Annotated in this window: 14 protein-coding genes and 3 pseudogenes; 5 read left to right on the top strand and 12 right to left on the bottom strand. The window is 48.8% G+C overall.

From position 1 onward, the window contains the following. Positions 1-568 precede the first annotated feature (568 nt). The 3 genes and pseudogenes from GTU79_RS03445 to GTU79_RS03435 all read right to left on the bottom strand — a co-directional run. Positions 569-1300: an SDR family NAD(P)-dependent oxidoreductase gene (locus tag GTU79_RS03445; protein WP_203522877.1), complete on the bottom strand. Its 732-nt coding sequence runs from the start codon at positions 1298-1300 to the stop codon at positions 569-571. 27 nt (positions 1301-1327) lie between these two features. Next, on the bottom strand, positions 1328-1735 hold the full coding sequence (locus tag GTU79_RS03440) for a type II toxin-antitoxin system HicB family antitoxin (protein WP_132923513.1): 408 nt from the start codon (positions 1733-1735) through the stop codon (positions 1328-1330). Positions 1736-1823: 88 nt separating this feature from the next. Next, positions 1824-1973: pseudogene (locus GTU79_RS03435) on the bottom strand (type II toxin-antitoxin system HicA family toxin); the annotation flags it as partial. A 736-nt stretch (positions 1974-2709) separates the two neighbouring features. Here GTU79_RS03435 and GTU79_RS03430 point away from each other — a divergent pair. Next, positions 2710-2907 carry a hypothetical protein gene (locus GTU79_RS03430; RefSeq protein ID WP_203522879.1) on the top strand — a complete coding sequence of 66 codons (198 nt, stop codon included), beginning with the start codon at positions 2710-2712 and terminating at the stop codon, positions 2905-2907. A 90-nt stretch (positions 2908-2997) separates the two neighbouring features. Here the strand turns inward: GTU79_RS03430 and GTU79_RS03425 are convergent, their stop codons facing one another. The 3 genes from GTU79_RS03425 to GTU79_RS03415 all read right to left on the bottom strand — a co-directional run bounded on the left by GTU79_RS03425 (position 2998) and on the right by GTU79_RS03415 (position 4543). Then, the gene (locus GTU79_RS03425; protein ID WP_203522880.1) at positions 2998-3555 is read right to left on the bottom strand and encodes a hypothetical protein; all 558 of its coding nucleotides are present in this window, start codon (positions 3553-3555) and stop codon (positions 2998-3000) included. 41 nt (positions 3556-3596) lie between these two features. Continuing rightward, on the bottom strand, positions 3597-3980 hold the full coding sequence (locus GTU79_RS03420; protein ID WP_203522881.1) for a hypothetical protein: 384 nt from the start codon (positions 3978-3980) through the stop codon (positions 3597-3599). Between the two features lie 128 nt (positions 3981-4108). Beyond that, entirely contained in the window at positions 4109-4543 is a 435-nt protein-coding gene (locus GTU79_RS03415) for a MarR family winged helix-turn-helix transcriptional regulator (protein WP_203522882.1), read from the bottom strand. Between the two features lie 243 nt (positions 4544-4786). Here GTU79_RS03415 and GTU79_RS03410 point away from each other — a divergent pair, with 243 nt between their 5' ends. Further along, positions 4787-5548, top strand: a complete 762-nt coding sequence (locus GTU79_RS03410) for an alpha/beta hydrolase (protein ID WP_203522883.1) — start codon at positions 4787-4789, stop codon at positions 5546-5548. A 39-nt stretch (positions 5549-5587) separates the two neighbouring features. Here GTU79_RS03410 and GTU79_RS03405 read toward each other — a convergent pair whose 3' ends face one another. The 5 genes and pseudogenes from GTU79_RS03405 to GTU79_RS03385 all read right to left on the bottom strand — a co-directional run bounded on the left by GTU79_RS03405 (position 5588) and on the right by GTU79_RS03385 (position 11166). After that, on the bottom strand, positions 5588-6091 hold the full coding sequence (locus GTU79_RS03405; RefSeq protein ID WP_203522884.1) for a DUF1543 domain-containing protein: 504 nt from the start codon (positions 6089-6091) through the stop codon (positions 5588-5590). A gap of 21 nt (positions 6092-6112) precedes the next feature. Continuing rightward, positions 6113-7144: pseudogene (locus GTU79_RS03400) on the bottom strand (IS630 family transposase). Positions 7145-7404: 260 nt separating this feature from the next. Then, positions 7405-8351: pseudogene (locus tag GTU79_RS03395) on the bottom strand (AI-2E family transporter). 403 nt (positions 8352-8754) lie between these two features. Further along, positions 8755-10641 (bottom strand): methyl-accepting chemotaxis protein, encoded by a 1887-nt coding sequence (locus GTU79_RS03390; protein ID WP_214513695.1) that lies wholly within the window; start codon positions 10639-10641, stop codon positions 8755-8757. A gap of 330 nt (positions 10642-10971) precedes the next feature. Continuing rightward, complete coding sequence (locus tag GTU79_RS03385) at positions 10972-11166, bottom strand: hypothetical protein (protein ID WP_132923522.1); 195 nt, start codon at positions 11164-11166, stop codon at positions 10972-10974. A gap of 461 nt (positions 11167-11627) precedes the next feature. Here GTU79_RS03385 and GTU79_RS03380 point away from each other — a divergent pair, with 461 nt between their 5' ends. Next, positions 11628-12944, top strand: a complete 1317-nt coding sequence (locus GTU79_RS03380) for a hypothetical protein (RefSeq protein ID WP_203522887.1) — start codon at positions 11628-11630, stop codon at positions 12942-12944. A 2-nt stretch (positions 12945-12946) separates the two neighbouring features. On the opposite strand, the gene GTU79_RS03375 is transcribed toward GTU79_RS03380, so the two are convergent. Beyond that, complete coding sequence (locus GTU79_RS03375) at positions 12947-13246, bottom strand: hypothetical protein (protein ID WP_132923524.1); 300 nt, start codon at positions 13244-13246, stop codon at positions 12947-12949. 246 nt (positions 13247-13492) lie between these two features. Between GTU79_RS03375 and GTU79_RS03370 the strand changes: the two genes are divergently transcribed. After that, positions 13493-14491 carry a Gfo/Idh/MocA family protein gene (locus GTU79_RS03370; protein ID WP_203522888.1) on the top strand — a complete coding sequence of 333 codons (999 nt, stop codon included), beginning with the start codon at positions 13493-13495 and terminating at the stop codon, positions 14489-14491. Continuing rightward, positions 14491-15225 (top strand): glutamine amidotransferase, encoded by a 735-nt coding sequence (locus tag GTU79_RS03365; protein ID WP_203522889.1) that lies wholly within the window; start codon positions 14491-14493, stop codon positions 15223-15225. The genes GTU79_RS03370 and GTU79_RS03365 overlap by 1 nt, the downstream gene beginning before the upstream one ends. Positions 15226-15293 lie beyond the last annotated feature (68 nt).

Below are 15293 nucleotides of genomic sequence, written 5' to 3'. Positions count from 1 at the left end.
TGCAGTAAAACCACGTGAGCTTAGTTCATTTTTATATTTGAGAACATAGTAAATATTGCATTCGCGAAAGGTGTATCAGTAAACATTTTATTCACTTTGTTAAAAGCAAAAGACGAAAATATCACTGAGATAAAACAATAATTAAACGGTCCGTCTCTTTTCAAAAGATATCTTCAATATTTTAATTTTGATGATTATTTCGCATGCATGTTATATTGATATCAATTTCATGGATTCAAATAAGAATATGTTATGATAAATAAAATAGCACCTAAATAATTTTGAATAAGCACATTGCCTTCACAAAGAATTAATAATTTATGTATTAAAATTTCCGCAATAATCAAACACGCATTCCGTTTTAAATTGTTACCTAGTGTTCAATTTATCTCCTCAATGATCCTGCCTTGCGTTTTTACAGAGGTTCAATAGATCTCGTGATTGATAGCCATTGACACAATGGATCTCGACGCTGGCGGGCTAGGGTGATAATGGCGGGCGGTCCGCCACCCCATAATACGAGACTGTCGGCGCGGTGTCTGGTTATATCGCCGGCCCGCGCCAATAATCAGCTCATATACCAGCCGCCGTTGACATTGATGGTTTGTCCGGTGATGTAGCCATTGTTAAGCAGCATCATCAGCACTGCCGTCACCTCTTCCGTTTTGCCGAAGCGTTTTACCGGCAAAAGATCCGGCGTGATCTTCGGGTTGTTTTTGATCATGTCGGTTTCAATCAATGCCGGCGCGATGGCGTTCACCGTCACGCCCTTACCCGCCAGCAGATTGGCATAGCTGTGCATCAATCCCAACTGCCCGGCTTTGCTGGCGGCGTAATGGGGCCCTATCACCCCGCCGGTTTGGGCCGCCATGGACGATATCATAATCACTCTGCCCCAGCCGCGCCGCTGCATGGCGGGCAATACCGCGTGGGACATCAAAAATGACGAGGTGAGGTTAGCCGCCAGCACCGCACCCCAATCGTCCGGGGTGATATCCTGCCAGTCCTGGACTTTGGCAATACCGGCGTTATTCACCAGAATGTTAATTTCACCGAAGGCCCCGCGGGTTTGCAGCACAATTCGGTTTACCTGTTCCGGCAAACTGATATCGCCTTTGAATGCAATAGCCTGCCCGCCGTTATGATGAATATCGTCCACCACCTGCCGGGCCTGCTCGTCGGCCTGAAGGTAATTTATTGCCACCTGACAGCCTGCTTTGGCCAATGCGAGGGCGGCATCGCGGCCAATCCCCCTGGAGCCGCCGGTGACCAGGGCGACTTTACCGGTTAATCCACTCATGCATCCCCCGTTGGAATGAGCATGCCATTAATGGGCAATTTTCTCTCTGGCCAGTTCAGACAGGAATTGGCTGCGATTTTTATAATGGCGGCTGGTGGTAATATACCGGTCAATGGCCGTGAGCAGATTCTGCGGCATGGTAAGATTGAATTTCACCGCCTTACGCTCATATTTCGTCGGATCGATGTCCACAAATCCCACTATGCCGTTCTCCTCGGCCAATCTGGCATCCCCCAGATAACATTGCACATCCTTAGGCGGTGGGGGAAGTGGATGCCCTTCTTCAATCAAAGCCTCAATATGCACCGCAAACGCTTCTTCTGCATCTTTGCTTACGCCCGCCAAGGTATCACTGGCGAAAAAACAGCCCTCAATGCCGGGGAAGTAGCCGTCGAAACCATGATCGTTTCTAAAGATAAAAATCGGATAAATCATTACACCCTCCTATAAAACCTATCCCACCACGTTGTCAGATAAATGCGATACCGGATATCCGCTGTACCTGCTTGATGAGCCCTTTTTATACGTCCTTGCGCGGATGAGGGAGAGTAATGATATTGAACCACCCAGGCTTGGTCAGCGTAACGTGACTCCCTTTGGTTTTTCTCGGACCCATCTTCCTGATAATCCACCCGTCATCTTGCAAACCCTTGATCAGTTCTCCGCTGGTCATCTGACATCCTTGCCTTCCATGGTGGGTATAATACCTACCTTTGTGATTTAAGTCAATTATGAATCAGGAGAAATTTATTAAAAACAAATTGTTCCTTAAAATTGGGTATTTGCATAAGAGATCGCATTAACTCCTTTTTTATTCGCGGATAAAGCCCAGTTCTACCTCTATAAAAATAAGGCGGTCACATAAATTAACGATGTAATCACATCATTAAAGCAGATCCAACGAATATTTACCTAAGTTTACATATGGCCAAAATGCCGCCAATCAATAAAGATAAAAATATTTATGTGAAAATAAATTAACGTATACATATAAATCTCTTTATCAAAAAATATTTAACCTATTAATTATATTAACATAGCAAGTAATATTTTAATATTTTTCTTGCCAATCGTAAAATAGTTCCGTTATGCTAGTCCGGCATTAGTTTTTAATGTAGGGACCCTCACTCCCTAGTCTTAACGGCGGCATAATATGCAGGTTGTATTATGTCGTCTTCTAAGTAATCATTGAACAGCAAGTCAAAACTTGTTGTAATATCAATGGTGGCTCAGGTCGGGCAGCTTTAGGGCTGGCCGAGAATAGTTGAGACCGGTTGTGAGAACCCTATTTGGGCCACCGCCATTGATAAATTTTTGTGCGGTGGTACTCGCAACTGAGGTCACCGTATCTGTTTCCTTGCCTCTTATGAAACATCTACGCTACACCTCGCCTTTATCAGGTGATTACCATGGAAAACCTTCTTGATACCTCCAAACAGTGCTTTGACGACGTGCAATGCCAGGCGCTGGCCTTTGCCGCCTATAAAATCGAAGATGAAAACATCAGAGAATTGCTGTTATATACTCTTATAGAGAAACAGCAGCAGTTGGAAATGCTGGTGCCGCCTGCCCGATCCATCAAAACTGATATCGAATTAACGCAGTGACCTAACGCAGCAGCCTATTTATGCCCATGCAGACCTATAACGAGAGGGGAGGAGTACAGCCCCCGGCTAGAAAAAAGCGGCAACTAGATTTTATTTGTGCTTATCTACAGTTAGATGATCCGCTACGGGAATATCTGAGTTCAGGATTTTAAAGATTGTTTTTCCTGCTGCCACCGCAATCTGCGTCCTGCCCTCCTTGCCAAGAAATAGCGCGCTGAAGCCGGTAAGCATGACAATCACAACAACTGAAGCGATAAGCCCTGATAAACCAACGCCAAGCCATTTGACAAATTTCACCCAGGGTGGCGTGATTATTCTCCGGTACTGCGCAACCTTTTCCTGATATTCAGACACAGCATCTCTTTTGATCCTTTCCTTCGTCTCGGTAACGAATTTTTCAGACATCTCCCTTGCCTGCTGATAGAAGTGTTGCCGCATACCTTCCTGTTGGATTACCGAATCATGCAAACTTTTCAGTTGCAGCGCGAGTTGGGAACCACTCCATAGTTCGTGCCGAGCTTGATTAATAACTTTATTCTTATGCACCTTATAAAGTGCATATGCCAGAATATGTTCAGGCTCTCCTTCTTTAATAATTAGCGAATTATACAGATATTGTTTTGGAGGGGGATTCACGCTAAATGACATTTTTCACCCGTTAAAATTAGGCATGCCTTACTAAGTTTTTGTTAATCATTATAACTTTTATTTTTTTTGGTGACTTCTAAGAACGCAGTCTTGAAGATCTCTTGGTTCTCCTTACGCTCTGCCATTCTCCTATCATTAAAAACCCACCTAAGAATGAAGGCATGGCATGCGGTGAACCCTGCGCGGCAATGAATCTTAAATCGTTCCTTTATCGGTAAATTACGCCACATAACATCATCGAAATCATCACGTGACTTATTAGGAACCTTAGGCCACCTTTCAGGATGATTGATAATATCGATATCAATAAGGCTCGAAATAATTTTTTTGTCTGCAATTTCCTGCATTACTTCTTGAGCAAGACGCCTGACTTTTTCAGGTGAATAATCCTCAAATTCATATTTTGTCTCAAAGAATCTTTTCATATGGCCTCCATTGTATGCGTTAAGAATACCACAAAAAGCGCCAATAAAAGACATCGCGCCGGGTTGATTATGCGCTCTTGTCCGCATAAATAATGATTGACGCAATGAGGACTTAATCCATCACCCGCTTATACCTTTTGAATGATGTTATCACGCAGTGCGATGATCTCTTTATTCAAACGCTGCAACTGCCCCAACTCCAGGTGTGAACTGGACAACAGCGTCATTGACAGGCAAGCGGACTTGTCATGCACGGCGGCGCCCTTGTCGGTCAAGGTTATCATGACCTGGCGCTCATCATGAACGTTGCGGAGCCGCTGAATAAATCCTTCGTTTTCCAGACGTTTTAACAACGGCGTCAGGGTGCTGGTTTCCAGCGCCAGCTTTTCGCCAATGGCGCCGATAGGCTGCTCCCCCTGCTCCCATAACACATTTAACACCAAAAACTGCGGATAGGTGACGCCCATGGCATCCAGCATCGGTTTATACAGCCTTTTGATGGCCAACGCGGTTGAATAAATCGAATAACACAGCTGGTCTTCCAGGCGCGGCGGCTTTGTCACTTCAGACTCCAGGGTTGTTTTGCATGATGTCAGATGGATAGGTCGACAATCAGCATAGCAACAAATCCAGATTTTATCTATCGCAATAACAAATCGCTTGACACGCTCCTGCGCTTTCATCATTATCTATCGCAGCAATACTTATCGCGATAAACAATTATCATCATGCGGTGCAATGAAGACGATACACCGCGAGCGGGCAAGGCCTGTTTTCAACCCATTTACCTGTTTAGGAGATTTATCATGTTTAAAAGATCACTGAGTATGCTGGCTGCCGGCATCATGCTTTCACTTTCGGCCCAAGGCGCGGTACAGGCCCAGCCGGTAAAAAATATCGTACTGGTGCACGGCGCGTTTGCCGATGCATCTGGCTGGCAGGCGGTCACTAGGATCCTGGATAAGAAAGGCTACAACGTTTCGCTGGTTCAAGAACCGGAAACCTCATTGGCTGACGACGTGGCCGCCACCCAGCGTGTCATTCATCAACAGCAGGGTAAAACGCTGCTGGTAGGCCATAGCTACGGCGGGTTTATCATCAGCGAAGCGGGCCAGGATCCGCAGGTGGCGGGGCTGGTTTATATTGCCGCCTTCCAGCCGGAAAAAGGGGAAACACTGGGCGCCCTGGCGGGAAGAATTCCCCAGGCCAGCAAGGGCATTACCGCTACTCCCGACCATTTCCTGTATCTTGACCCCAAGGTTTATCATGCTGATTTCGCAGCCGATATATCCGCCAGCCAGGCCGGTTTCATGGCCCGTTCCCAGGTAATGCCCGCCGCGGCCATTTTCGGCACGCCAGCGGAGCAGCCCGCATGGAAGACCAAACCTAGCTGGACACTGGTCGCCACCCAAGACCGATCCATCAACCCCGACCTGGAACGCTTCATGGCGAGCAGGGCCAAAAGCCAGGTTGTGGAAGTTAAAGGCAGCCACGCCGTGTATATTTCGCAGCCAGGCAAGGTCGCCGCGCTCATTGAAAAAGCAGCCAATAGCCTATCAGATAAATAAACCATCACCGCCGGCGCGCCTGGTTCCGGCAGGCGCCCATCATTCCCCGATGGGCAAATAACCTTGCCAGGCAGGCTTCGCCGGCTCGCCATTGGGGTTCTCATGAAGATGCAGATAAAATCCCCCCACCTTATCCAATAGCAGGCAGTCATCAACGTCCTTCAGGTTATCCTTGTGCTGCTGGTCGATCCCGAGCAACAGCGTCTTTAGCGCCCGGCTTTTGGCGGCATCGGCGTCCTCGGCCACAAACAGATCGAACTCATGCAATTCCGCCAGGGTATCCGGCCGGTATCCGCCGGCATTAACGAAAAAGAGCTTCTGTTTGCCCTGATAGGGTTCGGTGGACAACGTGACATCATAGCCGTCGGTCCACTTTATGATCGTATAGCCGTCAAGATGAATCTTGTCTTTGTCGCCATACCAGGCTTCACGCAAAAGCGGCCAGGCCTGTCCAGGCGTTTCCACTGCGGCAAACTGCACGTCGTGAACTTCGATATTAGACTTGCCTGCATTGCCGCCCAGATAAAACATGTACAAATTCATATAGCTAAATAACTGCGCCTATTACCGCTCCACTTTTGTTAGTCCAGGTTTGTTGCCTGGGAAAGGTGATGCGGTTTTCATAAATTGTCTGACATTTTTTAGTAACTCCCACATTGTTTTACAGTGATGATTGCGGGTCACCGTTTCGTGTAATGCTAACCATAAGAGCTCTATTTTGTTCACCCATGGCGAGTAAATCGGCTGATAAATAAGAATAAATTTTGGATTCTTCTTCAACCACTTCAATGTCTTTTTACTTTTGTGAATGATGTAATTATCGACAATAAGGGTGATCGTTTTGGCGCTGCGATACGTGCTTCTCAGCTGGCATAGCATATCGATGAACAAGCCTGAGTTTTACGTGTTCCACTCACGTAATCCACTCTGCCCGTTCCAGCATGCAGCGCACCTGCAAGGTAATGTTTTCATTTTACCCGGCGTAGGGATGCGTTTCTGCTGACCTTTTTCTGCCAGTCCGCGCCGATTTTGGGTTGAGATCGATATCAACTTCATCCTCGTAAAACACGGGATGTTCAGCACTGTTCTTTGCCAATGCCTCATCAATTGCAGCCAGCTTTTCTTCCTGTGAGGATCCCGAATATGCAAGGTCGGAGCCGCTCTGCGCCAGACAATGCCGGCTCCTGGCAACCAACGGCGAAGTGAGCCAGGATGCAACGTAGAGTTAAATAACTTATTAATTTCAATCGTTAACATCTCGGTACTCCAGCGTGAGCGCAGATAGCCAAAATCTTGCGGGGAGCGCTGAACAAGCAAATTGAGCATTCGCAGCATGTCGTCGACAGGCCATTTTTTTTGACGGCCCGGTGGTAGACTTTTCAGGCCTTCAATACCAAATAACGTGAACCAATTAATCCAGCGTCCGACGGAAGAACGGGCGGCACATAGGGTTTTAGCAACGCAAGTCAGCGATTCACCCCGGTGCAACATCAACATGGCGATAAGGCGTCTGGCATGATTCTTATCTGCCGTTTTCTGGACAATTTTTTGCATCTGGCGTCGTTCATTTCTGGGTATGGGTGCTATGATCGGCATAACTCAGTCCGGTTGGTGATTTGTGATGTTTGGCGATTGATCAGATCGCTCAAACCGGATTGAGTTCCCTTCGGTGATCTACTATTAGGCGCAGTTATTTAGACCTCGGCATCAACCATTATATAGAAACTCATATAACGCATGATGCTATACATGTTGAACATGTTTTGGAAGCAAAGATGCCCTATGGACACGTTTGAAAACCAAGATGCAATGCCGTTGGCAGGGATAGTGTCTGGTCATATAGACCGGAAATATCCTTAAGGCTTGTCTATGCTTTCGCTTTTCTCGATTTTATCAAGTTTATCTATTGCTTGCTGTACCATGAGATTTTCGCTTTCTTGTGCTTCAGTTATAATATCTTCATCTATCTCTACCACATTCCCCGATGATCTCTGCCGGAGAGTAAATTCCAACAAGCGATAAAAGGAGGCAATCAGCGGGCCGATGATAAATCCATTAAGGCCGAAGAATGCCATGCCGCCAAGGGTAGAGATAAGCACCACATAGTCAGGCAATTTAGTGTCTTTACCCACGAGCAGCGGCCTGAGGATATTGTCCACCAAACCAATAATGACGACGAAAAATACCACTAAAAGAAGCCCTTCCAGACAACGCCGGCAAAGAAGAAATAGATAGCAACGGGCGCCCAGATGATGGCTGAACCAATAGCGGGAATGAGCGAAAGGAATGCCATCAGCGCGCCCCAAAGCATAACTCCTTTAACGCCCACGATATAAAACGCCATGGCGCCTAAGGCGCCTTGGACAAGAGCGACAATGACAGTCCCTTTTACCGTTGCTTTTGCTACGGCGGCGAATTTTACAAACAGATGGTGTTTGATATATCTGGATAAAGGGAGCGAGTCGAGGATCAATTTAACAAGATGAGATCCATCTTTCAAAAAGAAAAACATCAGATATAACATAATGCCAAAGCTGACCGTGAAACTAAAAGTACTCTCGCCGATCAAAAGCACACTGTTGGCGAGCGTTTGACTCCCCCGCATAAATACATCGGATAATTTGTGTTGCAGCGTCGTGACATTGCTCAAATCGTGTACGGAAATGTATTCCTGCATTCTTTTGGGAAGGTGCTCCAGGGCGCCGTTGAAAATGGTGGCAAACGGTATCTGGTTATGTTGAACTGCGTTATATAAATCATTGCATTCCATTGCAAGCGAGGTTGTGATTAATGAAAGAGGTATGAAAACAATGAGGCAAATAAAAATAATAGTTATAAAAGAGGCCAGTCCATTTTGTCTTTGAGTTTTCTCTTATCTTTGTTTTATAGGATAAAAAGCAGGGCAAGGATTGCGGCCCAAAGAATTGCGGAGTAATAAGCCTTAAGAACAAGAATAAAAGCAATAGTACTGATTACTAACAATAAAACAAAGAAACCTTCATTCATTCCCTTAACTTTCATTTAAAAATTCCAGCATATTAGAAAAATTATCTGCAAATAGTGTAGTAAAATTGCACTTTTGCAATATTCTCCCCTCGAGTAGTCCCCCCTACCAACTGAAATTAAAACCATGGCCATTAGACTTACCGCCACCCTACCCGGCCCCTGAGACCGGGCGTTCATTACCCTGATTGTTCAGTGAGGGACTAAAAAGTTTGCCAGTTCGCGTCCGGCGCCAAATTTTTAAGCTTGCCGACCACGGCCGGCGTCTTTTTAGCCGGTGCCCTGCGCTGTTTTTGAGCGGACGTAACATTGGCCGGGATTCTTGCGAAGGTCTGTCCCGTAGCCGCATCGTTCAGGCTACCGGCTCGTTGAGCTGCCTGCATCGACGCCGCTGCCCGTACCCGACTCTGGTATAACGGCTCAACGGAGGATGTTCTGACGCGGCCTTGCGCTAACGGCTCAACGGCGGATGTTCCGGCACGGTTTTGCACGGCCCGCTCCCCCATTTGCGAACGGTCCTGGGCCACCAGTTCACCTACCAGCGCCTTGGCTCGCCCCGGGACGGTGGTTACCGGCGCCAGTTGGAATAGCGCCACCATTTCGGTGAGATAATGGGCCTGCTCTTCCAGAGACGCCGAGGCGGCGGCGGATTCTTGTACCAGCGAGGAATTTTGCTGGGTAACGCTATCCATTTCCGTCACCGCCTGGCCGATTTGTGCAATTCCCTTACCTTGCTCATCGGATGCAGAGGCGATTTCTCCCATAATATCCGTCACATGGGTGATGGCCTTGACGATATCCCCCATAGTGGCGCCCGCATTGGCAACCTGTTTAGAACCGATACCGACGCGCTCCACCGATTCGCCGATCAGGGTTTGAATCTCTTTCGCCGCCTGTCCGCTGCGCTGCGCCAGGCTGCGCACTTCCCCCGCCACCACGGCGAATCCCCGGCCCTGTTCGCCGGCCCGGGCTGCTTCCACCGCCGCGTTGAGGGCCAGAATATTGGTCTGGAAAGCAATGCCGTTGATAACATCTATGATTTCGACGATTTTCTTTGAACTGGCGGCTATGCTGCCCATGGTCGCCACAACTTCCTCGACAATGATGCCGCCCTTCTTGGCGGTCTCCGAGGCGTCTTTCGCCAGTTTACTGGCCTGGTGGGCATTTTCTGTGTTGTGTTTTACCGTTGAGTTGAGCTGTTCCATACTGGCGGCGGTCTGTTCCAGAGCGGAAGCCTGCTGCTCCGTGCGCGAGGAAAGATCGGTATTGCCTTGGGAAATCTCGCCGGCGCCTTGGTAGATGGATTCCGCGCTGCCGCGGATTTGCGTTACCGTATTAACCCAGTGGGTTTGCATGTCACGCAGGAACGGAATAAGTTCGCCGACACAGTTGCGACCCATATCGGTGATGGTGAAACCGAGCTGACCGGCGGCCAGTGACCGAAAATGCCCTTTAATGGCATTAAGCGGCCTCACCAGATGACGCACAAGATAACGATCTGTAAACAGCAAAATTACCACTCCGGCCAACAGCGCCGCCAGTAATGCCCGTTGGCACAGGGTCGTCAACAGGGCGATCCGTTCATTGGATGCGTTCTTGATAGCGTCCACCGCGCCGTCGTATTCCTGCATTACCGAAGTGAATTGCTTACGCAGCGGTAAATAGGTGTCGTGTAGACCCTGGTTGAAATCGTCATACCGCCCGTCCTTTACCGCCAGCAGGAGCGGCTGTATGCCAAGGGTACGCAGCTGCAGCGAGCTGTTGTAAATTTTATCCACCAGCAGCGGATCCAGCTGGCCGTGATCGATGCCTTTGAACTGCGTCAAACCCTGGTCGATAAGCTCCAGCTCCGAGGCCACCGAGCCCAACTCCATGTCGGCATCGGCACGGGCGCCGGATTGTCCGGCGCGGGCCGCACGTTCCAATGTCGTGACGACACGATAATAATGGTCATTGGCGCCATTAATGATGTCGCTGTTTAGCTGTTCGTTGTTGCTCAGCTGCAAGGTTTGATTGACTTGATTAAGGGAATAAAGGGTATATGCGGAAACGCCTAGCCACAGCAAAGAGAAGAAAATAAGAATAACCATCACCGCCGTTCTTATCTTTATATTTTTATAAAATTCATACAAGCACCCTTGCAATGTCACTTTGCTGTTTTTCCTGACAGCACATGCCCACGAGCGATCCGCGTCACGTTAGCGTTCAGTTGCAGTGAACGTTAAGCGAAGCCCTATCATGGGGAGATATGCCTGGCGAAAATGGCAATGGCTTTATTATCGGCAATTGACTATAAAATTTTATGCTTAGGAGCAGAAATAAACGTGGGGGCACACTAAGTATTCAGCCATCCGGCGCCTGTACGGACGGACGTCATCATAACTGGCATCATGCTGACGTCCACCATCAGAAGGCAGTGACTACTCCCTGTCATGGCGGGACGGGTCGAGGGACTCCATTTCGATTTCAACGCCGTATAAGCACCCCAAGGGCAAAAACGCGGCCAATCTGCGCGCAACATCCATGGCGGGATCCCGCTGGGCCGGAAAGATGAATTTATCCCGGATGCGCTGCCAGAACATGCCTCTTACGGTAGAAACTGACGTATTTTTCATGATAAACCTCGTCGCAGCCAACAATCGATGCAGATCCACAGTAAAGCGCAATTTCTTTCCATATTGAAACACCGATTTGTGCTGACATTATCTGAAAAACGATAACGTCTCCTACGACATTTCGGCGAACCGCTTGTTATGACCATAGCTTACCGTATCAGACGGTTAATTATAAATTGGCTTAATTTTTAATTCACAGTTTACGTCTCTTCTTTTAAGGTGTTTTCTAAAAGCGAAAAGTTAGTAAATAGGCAGATAAATATTAAGCTAATAGTTTTAAATTATATCTCACTTAAATAATCACAAGAATTTAATAAATAATTGAATCAGGTTTAGAGAGTGAAAATATCCTTAAATAAATTTTCCAAGAGGCTTGTATGCTTCACTTGAATGGAAATTCCCTTGCATCCCAGGCCATACCCACTCTTGATTTTCGTTGTCGGAACGATGAAAGAAGGGTAATGCACAGGTTCTATGACGGGGATATAGGTACCAGAGCAGACATTATTGTCCAGCTATGGCAACAGTGTCCCGTTGCCCCAGCGAATCCGCTTGGTCCTTGCGACATCAGCAAATCAGTCGTTCTGGGGATAAAACTTTACGACGTTATGATCTGCGAGGGGCAGGGGAATCAGGTAAGGGATAGGATTTACCAAAGCGCATCACTGTTATTTTATGCCGCCGTCCGACGGCAGATTAATCTTGAGCATTTGAATACAAGAATCAAAGCCAGACTCTGCGCCATGACGTTGTCCAATATAAAAATGGCCAGATTAGCCGACGACTTAACTGAATTAACGGATTTATATCAGAGTATAGGTCATTTTCTGACAATTCCAAAGGCGCTTGCGCCCATGACTCACACCTACCATCCTATGGACAGACAGGTACTGGATACCGCCATTCACTTACTCGTCGTGGACAAAGAAGGTATCTTTTTCTCCAGCACGCTACTGTATAGTGAGAACGAGGCTATTGACCCTTTTGATCTCGGCAAGTACCTCAAAGACGAATCGGTGTTATTCAAAAACAACGCCAAGGAAAAACTCAAGCGGCTTGTTCCAGGGCAAAAACTGCTGTTCCCAATCCTGTCCACATCCCTTAATAACAGCACGCAACGGGCGGCGGACGGGCATTTCAGCGCAGTCCTCGCCGTCAAGACGACTGAGGGTTATCACTTTACCCTTTTTGACAGCAATAGCCCCCCCGACACAAATGATAATAAGTCAGCATTGATTAAGTGCCTGATTGGGCCGGGTGAGGAGGCGAAAATCATCACTCTGCGCCAACCGTTTCAATACAGTAATGACTGCGGCCTCCATACCTACAACTTTTTCAAACTGTGCTTATCTGCGCACTACGCCGCCCGTGATGAACCCAAACTCCTGGGAGAGATGTTCGAAAATTATATTGTCCATTTGGAAACTCTTGACATCGTGTTGCAGGCAGGCAGACGGACCACCAGCTCCCTGCTTCGTTTTCAATTTGTGCTGGATTGTATGATAAACGGCTATGTCGACGGTTTGCAGGACCGGGATGATATGCTTGAACTGCTTTATAAGCCGCAGGCATACGACATGCCCGTGGTATTTGAAAAAAAGAACACCCGCCCTGCCCCGACCCTTTGGAATAATCTGCGAACTCACCTGAGAAACGTATTTCCCCTGACGCCCGCCGGTCCTGGTAGAAAGGGAAATAATGATCCAGCTGTTACCTTTAAAGAACGCAGTAAAAAAGAGCGGGAGAAAGACAGGGAACAAGAACATGGGCCGGCGTGATGTCACATGCGGCAAGATTGACGAAAAGCCGCTGCATCCTTTGCCAGCGCATCAATGTGCGCACTGAGTATTTTAATCTTATGGATTAGCGGGTTGCGATCGGGCGACGTGTCGAGATTATTGAGCTGGCTTATCAGTAATGCATTTTGCTCGCGCAGTTTCGCCTCGCGCCGCATGCTCAGATCCAATTGCTGTTGCAATGCCTCACGATCCAGCTGCCATTGCCGCTGGTGTCGCGCAAAGCTTTGCTCAAGCTCCGTTAAGGCATTATTTATACGTACTTCGAACTCTTGCAACAACATGATGGTTCCTTAAAATTCACCCTTAGCGAAGTATAACGAGTGACCGGCCAACCAACAAACCTTATGGCGGCGGCGCGGGCAAAGGGCCGGCTCGTTTGGTGACTATAGTAGTCCGACCGGGCGTCATTGCCCTATAGGATTTGTCGACAAATTCCTCCCAATCTTGAGAATTAAGGGAATATTGGCCTGATTTGGTTAGCATGATAATCTAGGGTATCCAAATATTGCGTAGGGTAAAAATTAGGTATGATTCGCTTCGCTGTGATAGGTACCAATTGGATCACTCGCCAATTTATCGATGCCGCCCATGAGAGCGGCAAACTGAAACTGTCCGCTATCTATTCCCGGGATATCGCGGCAGCGCAAAAAATGGGAAAGGATTATCCCGTAGAACATTATTTTGACTCTCTGGAAGCAATGGCGGCATCCGATGCCGTGGATGCGGTATATATCGCCAGTCCCAATTCTTTTCATTGCCCCCAGGCATTGCTGTTTATGCGCAATAAAAAGCACGTCATTTGCGAAAAGCCCTTGGCCTCGAACCTGTGGGAAGTGGAACAGATGATAACCTGCGCGCGGGAGCATCAGGTGGTGCTGTTCGAGGCATTCAAAACCGTCAGTTTACCTAATTTCCTGGCGCTTCAACAGGCATTGCCTCGTATCGGCAAGGTTCGCAAGGCGCTGCTGAATTACTGCCAGTACTCTTCCCGCTACCAGAAATATCTGGACGGCGAGCTGCCGAATACCTTTAATCCGGCCTTCTCCAACGGTTCGATTATGGATATCGGGTTTTATATGCTGGCCGCCGCCGTGGCGCTGTGGGGCGAACCCCATTCTTTGCAGGCCAGCGCGACGCTTCTGGCAAGCGGCGTTGACGCCCATGGCACGGTCTGCCTGAACTACGGTGATTTTGATGTCACATTGCTGCACTCCAAAGTCAGCCAAACGGTATTGCCCTGCGAAATCCAGGGAGAGGACGGTTCATTGGTCATCGAGAAAATGTCTGAATGCCAGCAGCTTTTCCTGGTTCCGCGCAACGGCAACAAACAGGATTTGAGCCAGCCGCAGCATATCAATACCATGCTATACGAGGCGGAGCGGTTCGCCGCGCTGGTGGAAAATGGCGACGTCAACCATGATGGCCTGGCAGTATCCCGCAGTACGGCCAAACTGCTGACGGAGATACGGCGCCAGACCGGGGTTGTCTTCCCCGCTGACCGTTCCCGTGCCGATACGGTGGCATAATGGCGCGGTCCCTACCGGTATTGATTCTGCAAACCGGCGATGCCCCCGAGGAGGTCAGCCAGGCTAACGGTAACTATGACCGTATGTTTCTCGCCGCCGCGGGTCTGCGGCCGGAACAGGCGGCGGTGGTGCATTTGCCGTCGGGTGAACGGCCGCAGGAGCCCGGCGCCTATGGCGGTGTGTTGATTACCGGTTCATCGGCCATGGTGACCGACCGCTTGCCCTGGAGTGAATTCGCCGCCGGCTGGCTGCGCCAGGCCATGGCGGAACGCGTGCCGATTTTCGGGGTATGTTATGGACATCAGCTGCTGGCCTACGCCATGGGCGGCGAGGTGGACTATCATCCCGGCGGCATGGAGCTGGGCACCTTGGATATCGAACTGTTGCCGGCGGCTGGGCAAGATCCCTTGCTGGCATCGTTGACGCAGGGCTTCCCGGTGAACCTTATCCATTCACAAACCGTGCTGACCCCTCCGCCGGAGGCGGTGGTATTGGCCCGTTCCCAGCGAGATCCCCATCAGATCCTGCGCTATGGCGAAAATACGATAACCGTGCAGTTCCATCCGGAATTCACCGCTGAAGTCATGCACGGCTTTCTGCGGTCCATGACGGAGGAACAGCCGGAACGGGAGCTGGAGCTGGCACGGGTGGGCACCGGTATTAGCGGTACGCCGCAAAGCCGGGATCTGATGGCGACATTTGTTAACCGCTATATTTTACGCAAAGGGTCGTGACCCTTTGCCGCGCTTTAACCCGAGCCTCGCGGTTTAAACAGCCGGCGTGCAGCGGAAGCTGACGGCGA

Origin of the sequence: Sodalis ligni (assembly GCF_016865525.2) — a bacterium.
In the GTDB taxonomy this organism is placed as follows: Bacteria; Pseudomonadota; Gammaproteobacteria; order Enterobacterales; family Enterobacteriaceae; genus Acerihabitans; species Acerihabitans ligni.
Note: the sequence above shows the minus strand (reverse complement) of the source record. Positions and strands in the feature narration are given on the sequence as shown.

What these genes read in the sequence shown, in the direction of transcription:
- GTU79_RS03445 (WP_203522877.1), bottom strand. Translation starts at nt 1,300, where the DNA reads ATGAGTGGATTAACCGGTAAAGTCGCCCTGGTCACCGGCGGCTCCAGG.
- GTU79_RS03440 (WP_132923513.1), bottom strand. Translation starts at nt 1,735, where the DNA reads ATGATTTATCCGATTTTTATCTTTAGAAACGATCATGGTTTCGACGGC.
- GTU79_RS03430 (WP_203522879.1), top strand. Translation starts at nt 2,710, where the DNA reads ATGGAAAACCTTCTTGATACCTCCAAACAGTGCTTTGACGACGTGCAA.
- GTU79_RS03425 (WP_203522880.1), bottom strand. Translation starts at nt 3,555, where the DNA reads ATGTCATTTAGCGTGAATCCCCCTCCAAAACAATATCTGTATAATTCG.
- GTU79_RS03420 (WP_203522881.1), bottom strand. Translation starts at nt 3,980, where the DNA reads ATGAAAAGATTCTTTGAGACAAAATATGAATTTGAGGATTATTCACCT.
- GTU79_RS03410 (WP_203522883.1), top strand. Translation starts at nt 4,787, where the DNA reads ATGTTTAAAAGATCACTGAGTATGCTGGCTGCCGGCATCATGCTTTCA.
- GTU79_RS03405 (WP_203522884.1), bottom strand. Translation starts at nt 6,091, where the DNA reads ATGAATTTGTACATGTTTTATCTGGGCGGCAATGCAGGCAAGTCTAAT.
- GTU79_RS03390 (WP_214513695.1), bottom strand. Translation starts at nt 10,641, where the DNA reads ATGGTTATTCTTATTTTCTTCTCTTTGCTGTGGCTAGGCGTTTCCGCA.
- GTU79_RS03385 (WP_132923522.1), bottom strand. Translation starts at nt 11,166, where the DNA reads ATGAAAAATACGTCAGTTTCTACCGTAAGAGGCATGTTCTGGCAGCGC.
- GTU79_RS03380 (WP_203522887.1), top strand. Translation starts at nt 11,628, where the DNA reads ATGCACAGGTTCTATGACGGGGATATAGGTACCAGAGCAGACATTATT.
- GTU79_RS03375 (WP_132923524.1), bottom strand. Translation starts at nt 13,246, where the DNA reads ATGTTGTTGCAAGAGTTCGAAGTACGTATAAATAATGCCTTAACGGAG.
- GTU79_RS03370 (WP_203522888.1), top strand. Translation starts at nt 13,493, where the DNA reads ATGATTCGCTTCGCTGTGATAGGTACCAATTGGATCACTCGCCAATTT.
- GTU79_RS03365 (WP_203522889.1), top strand. Translation starts at nt 14,491, where the DNA reads ATGGCGCGGTCCCTACCGGTATTGATTCTGCAAACCGGCGATGCCCCC.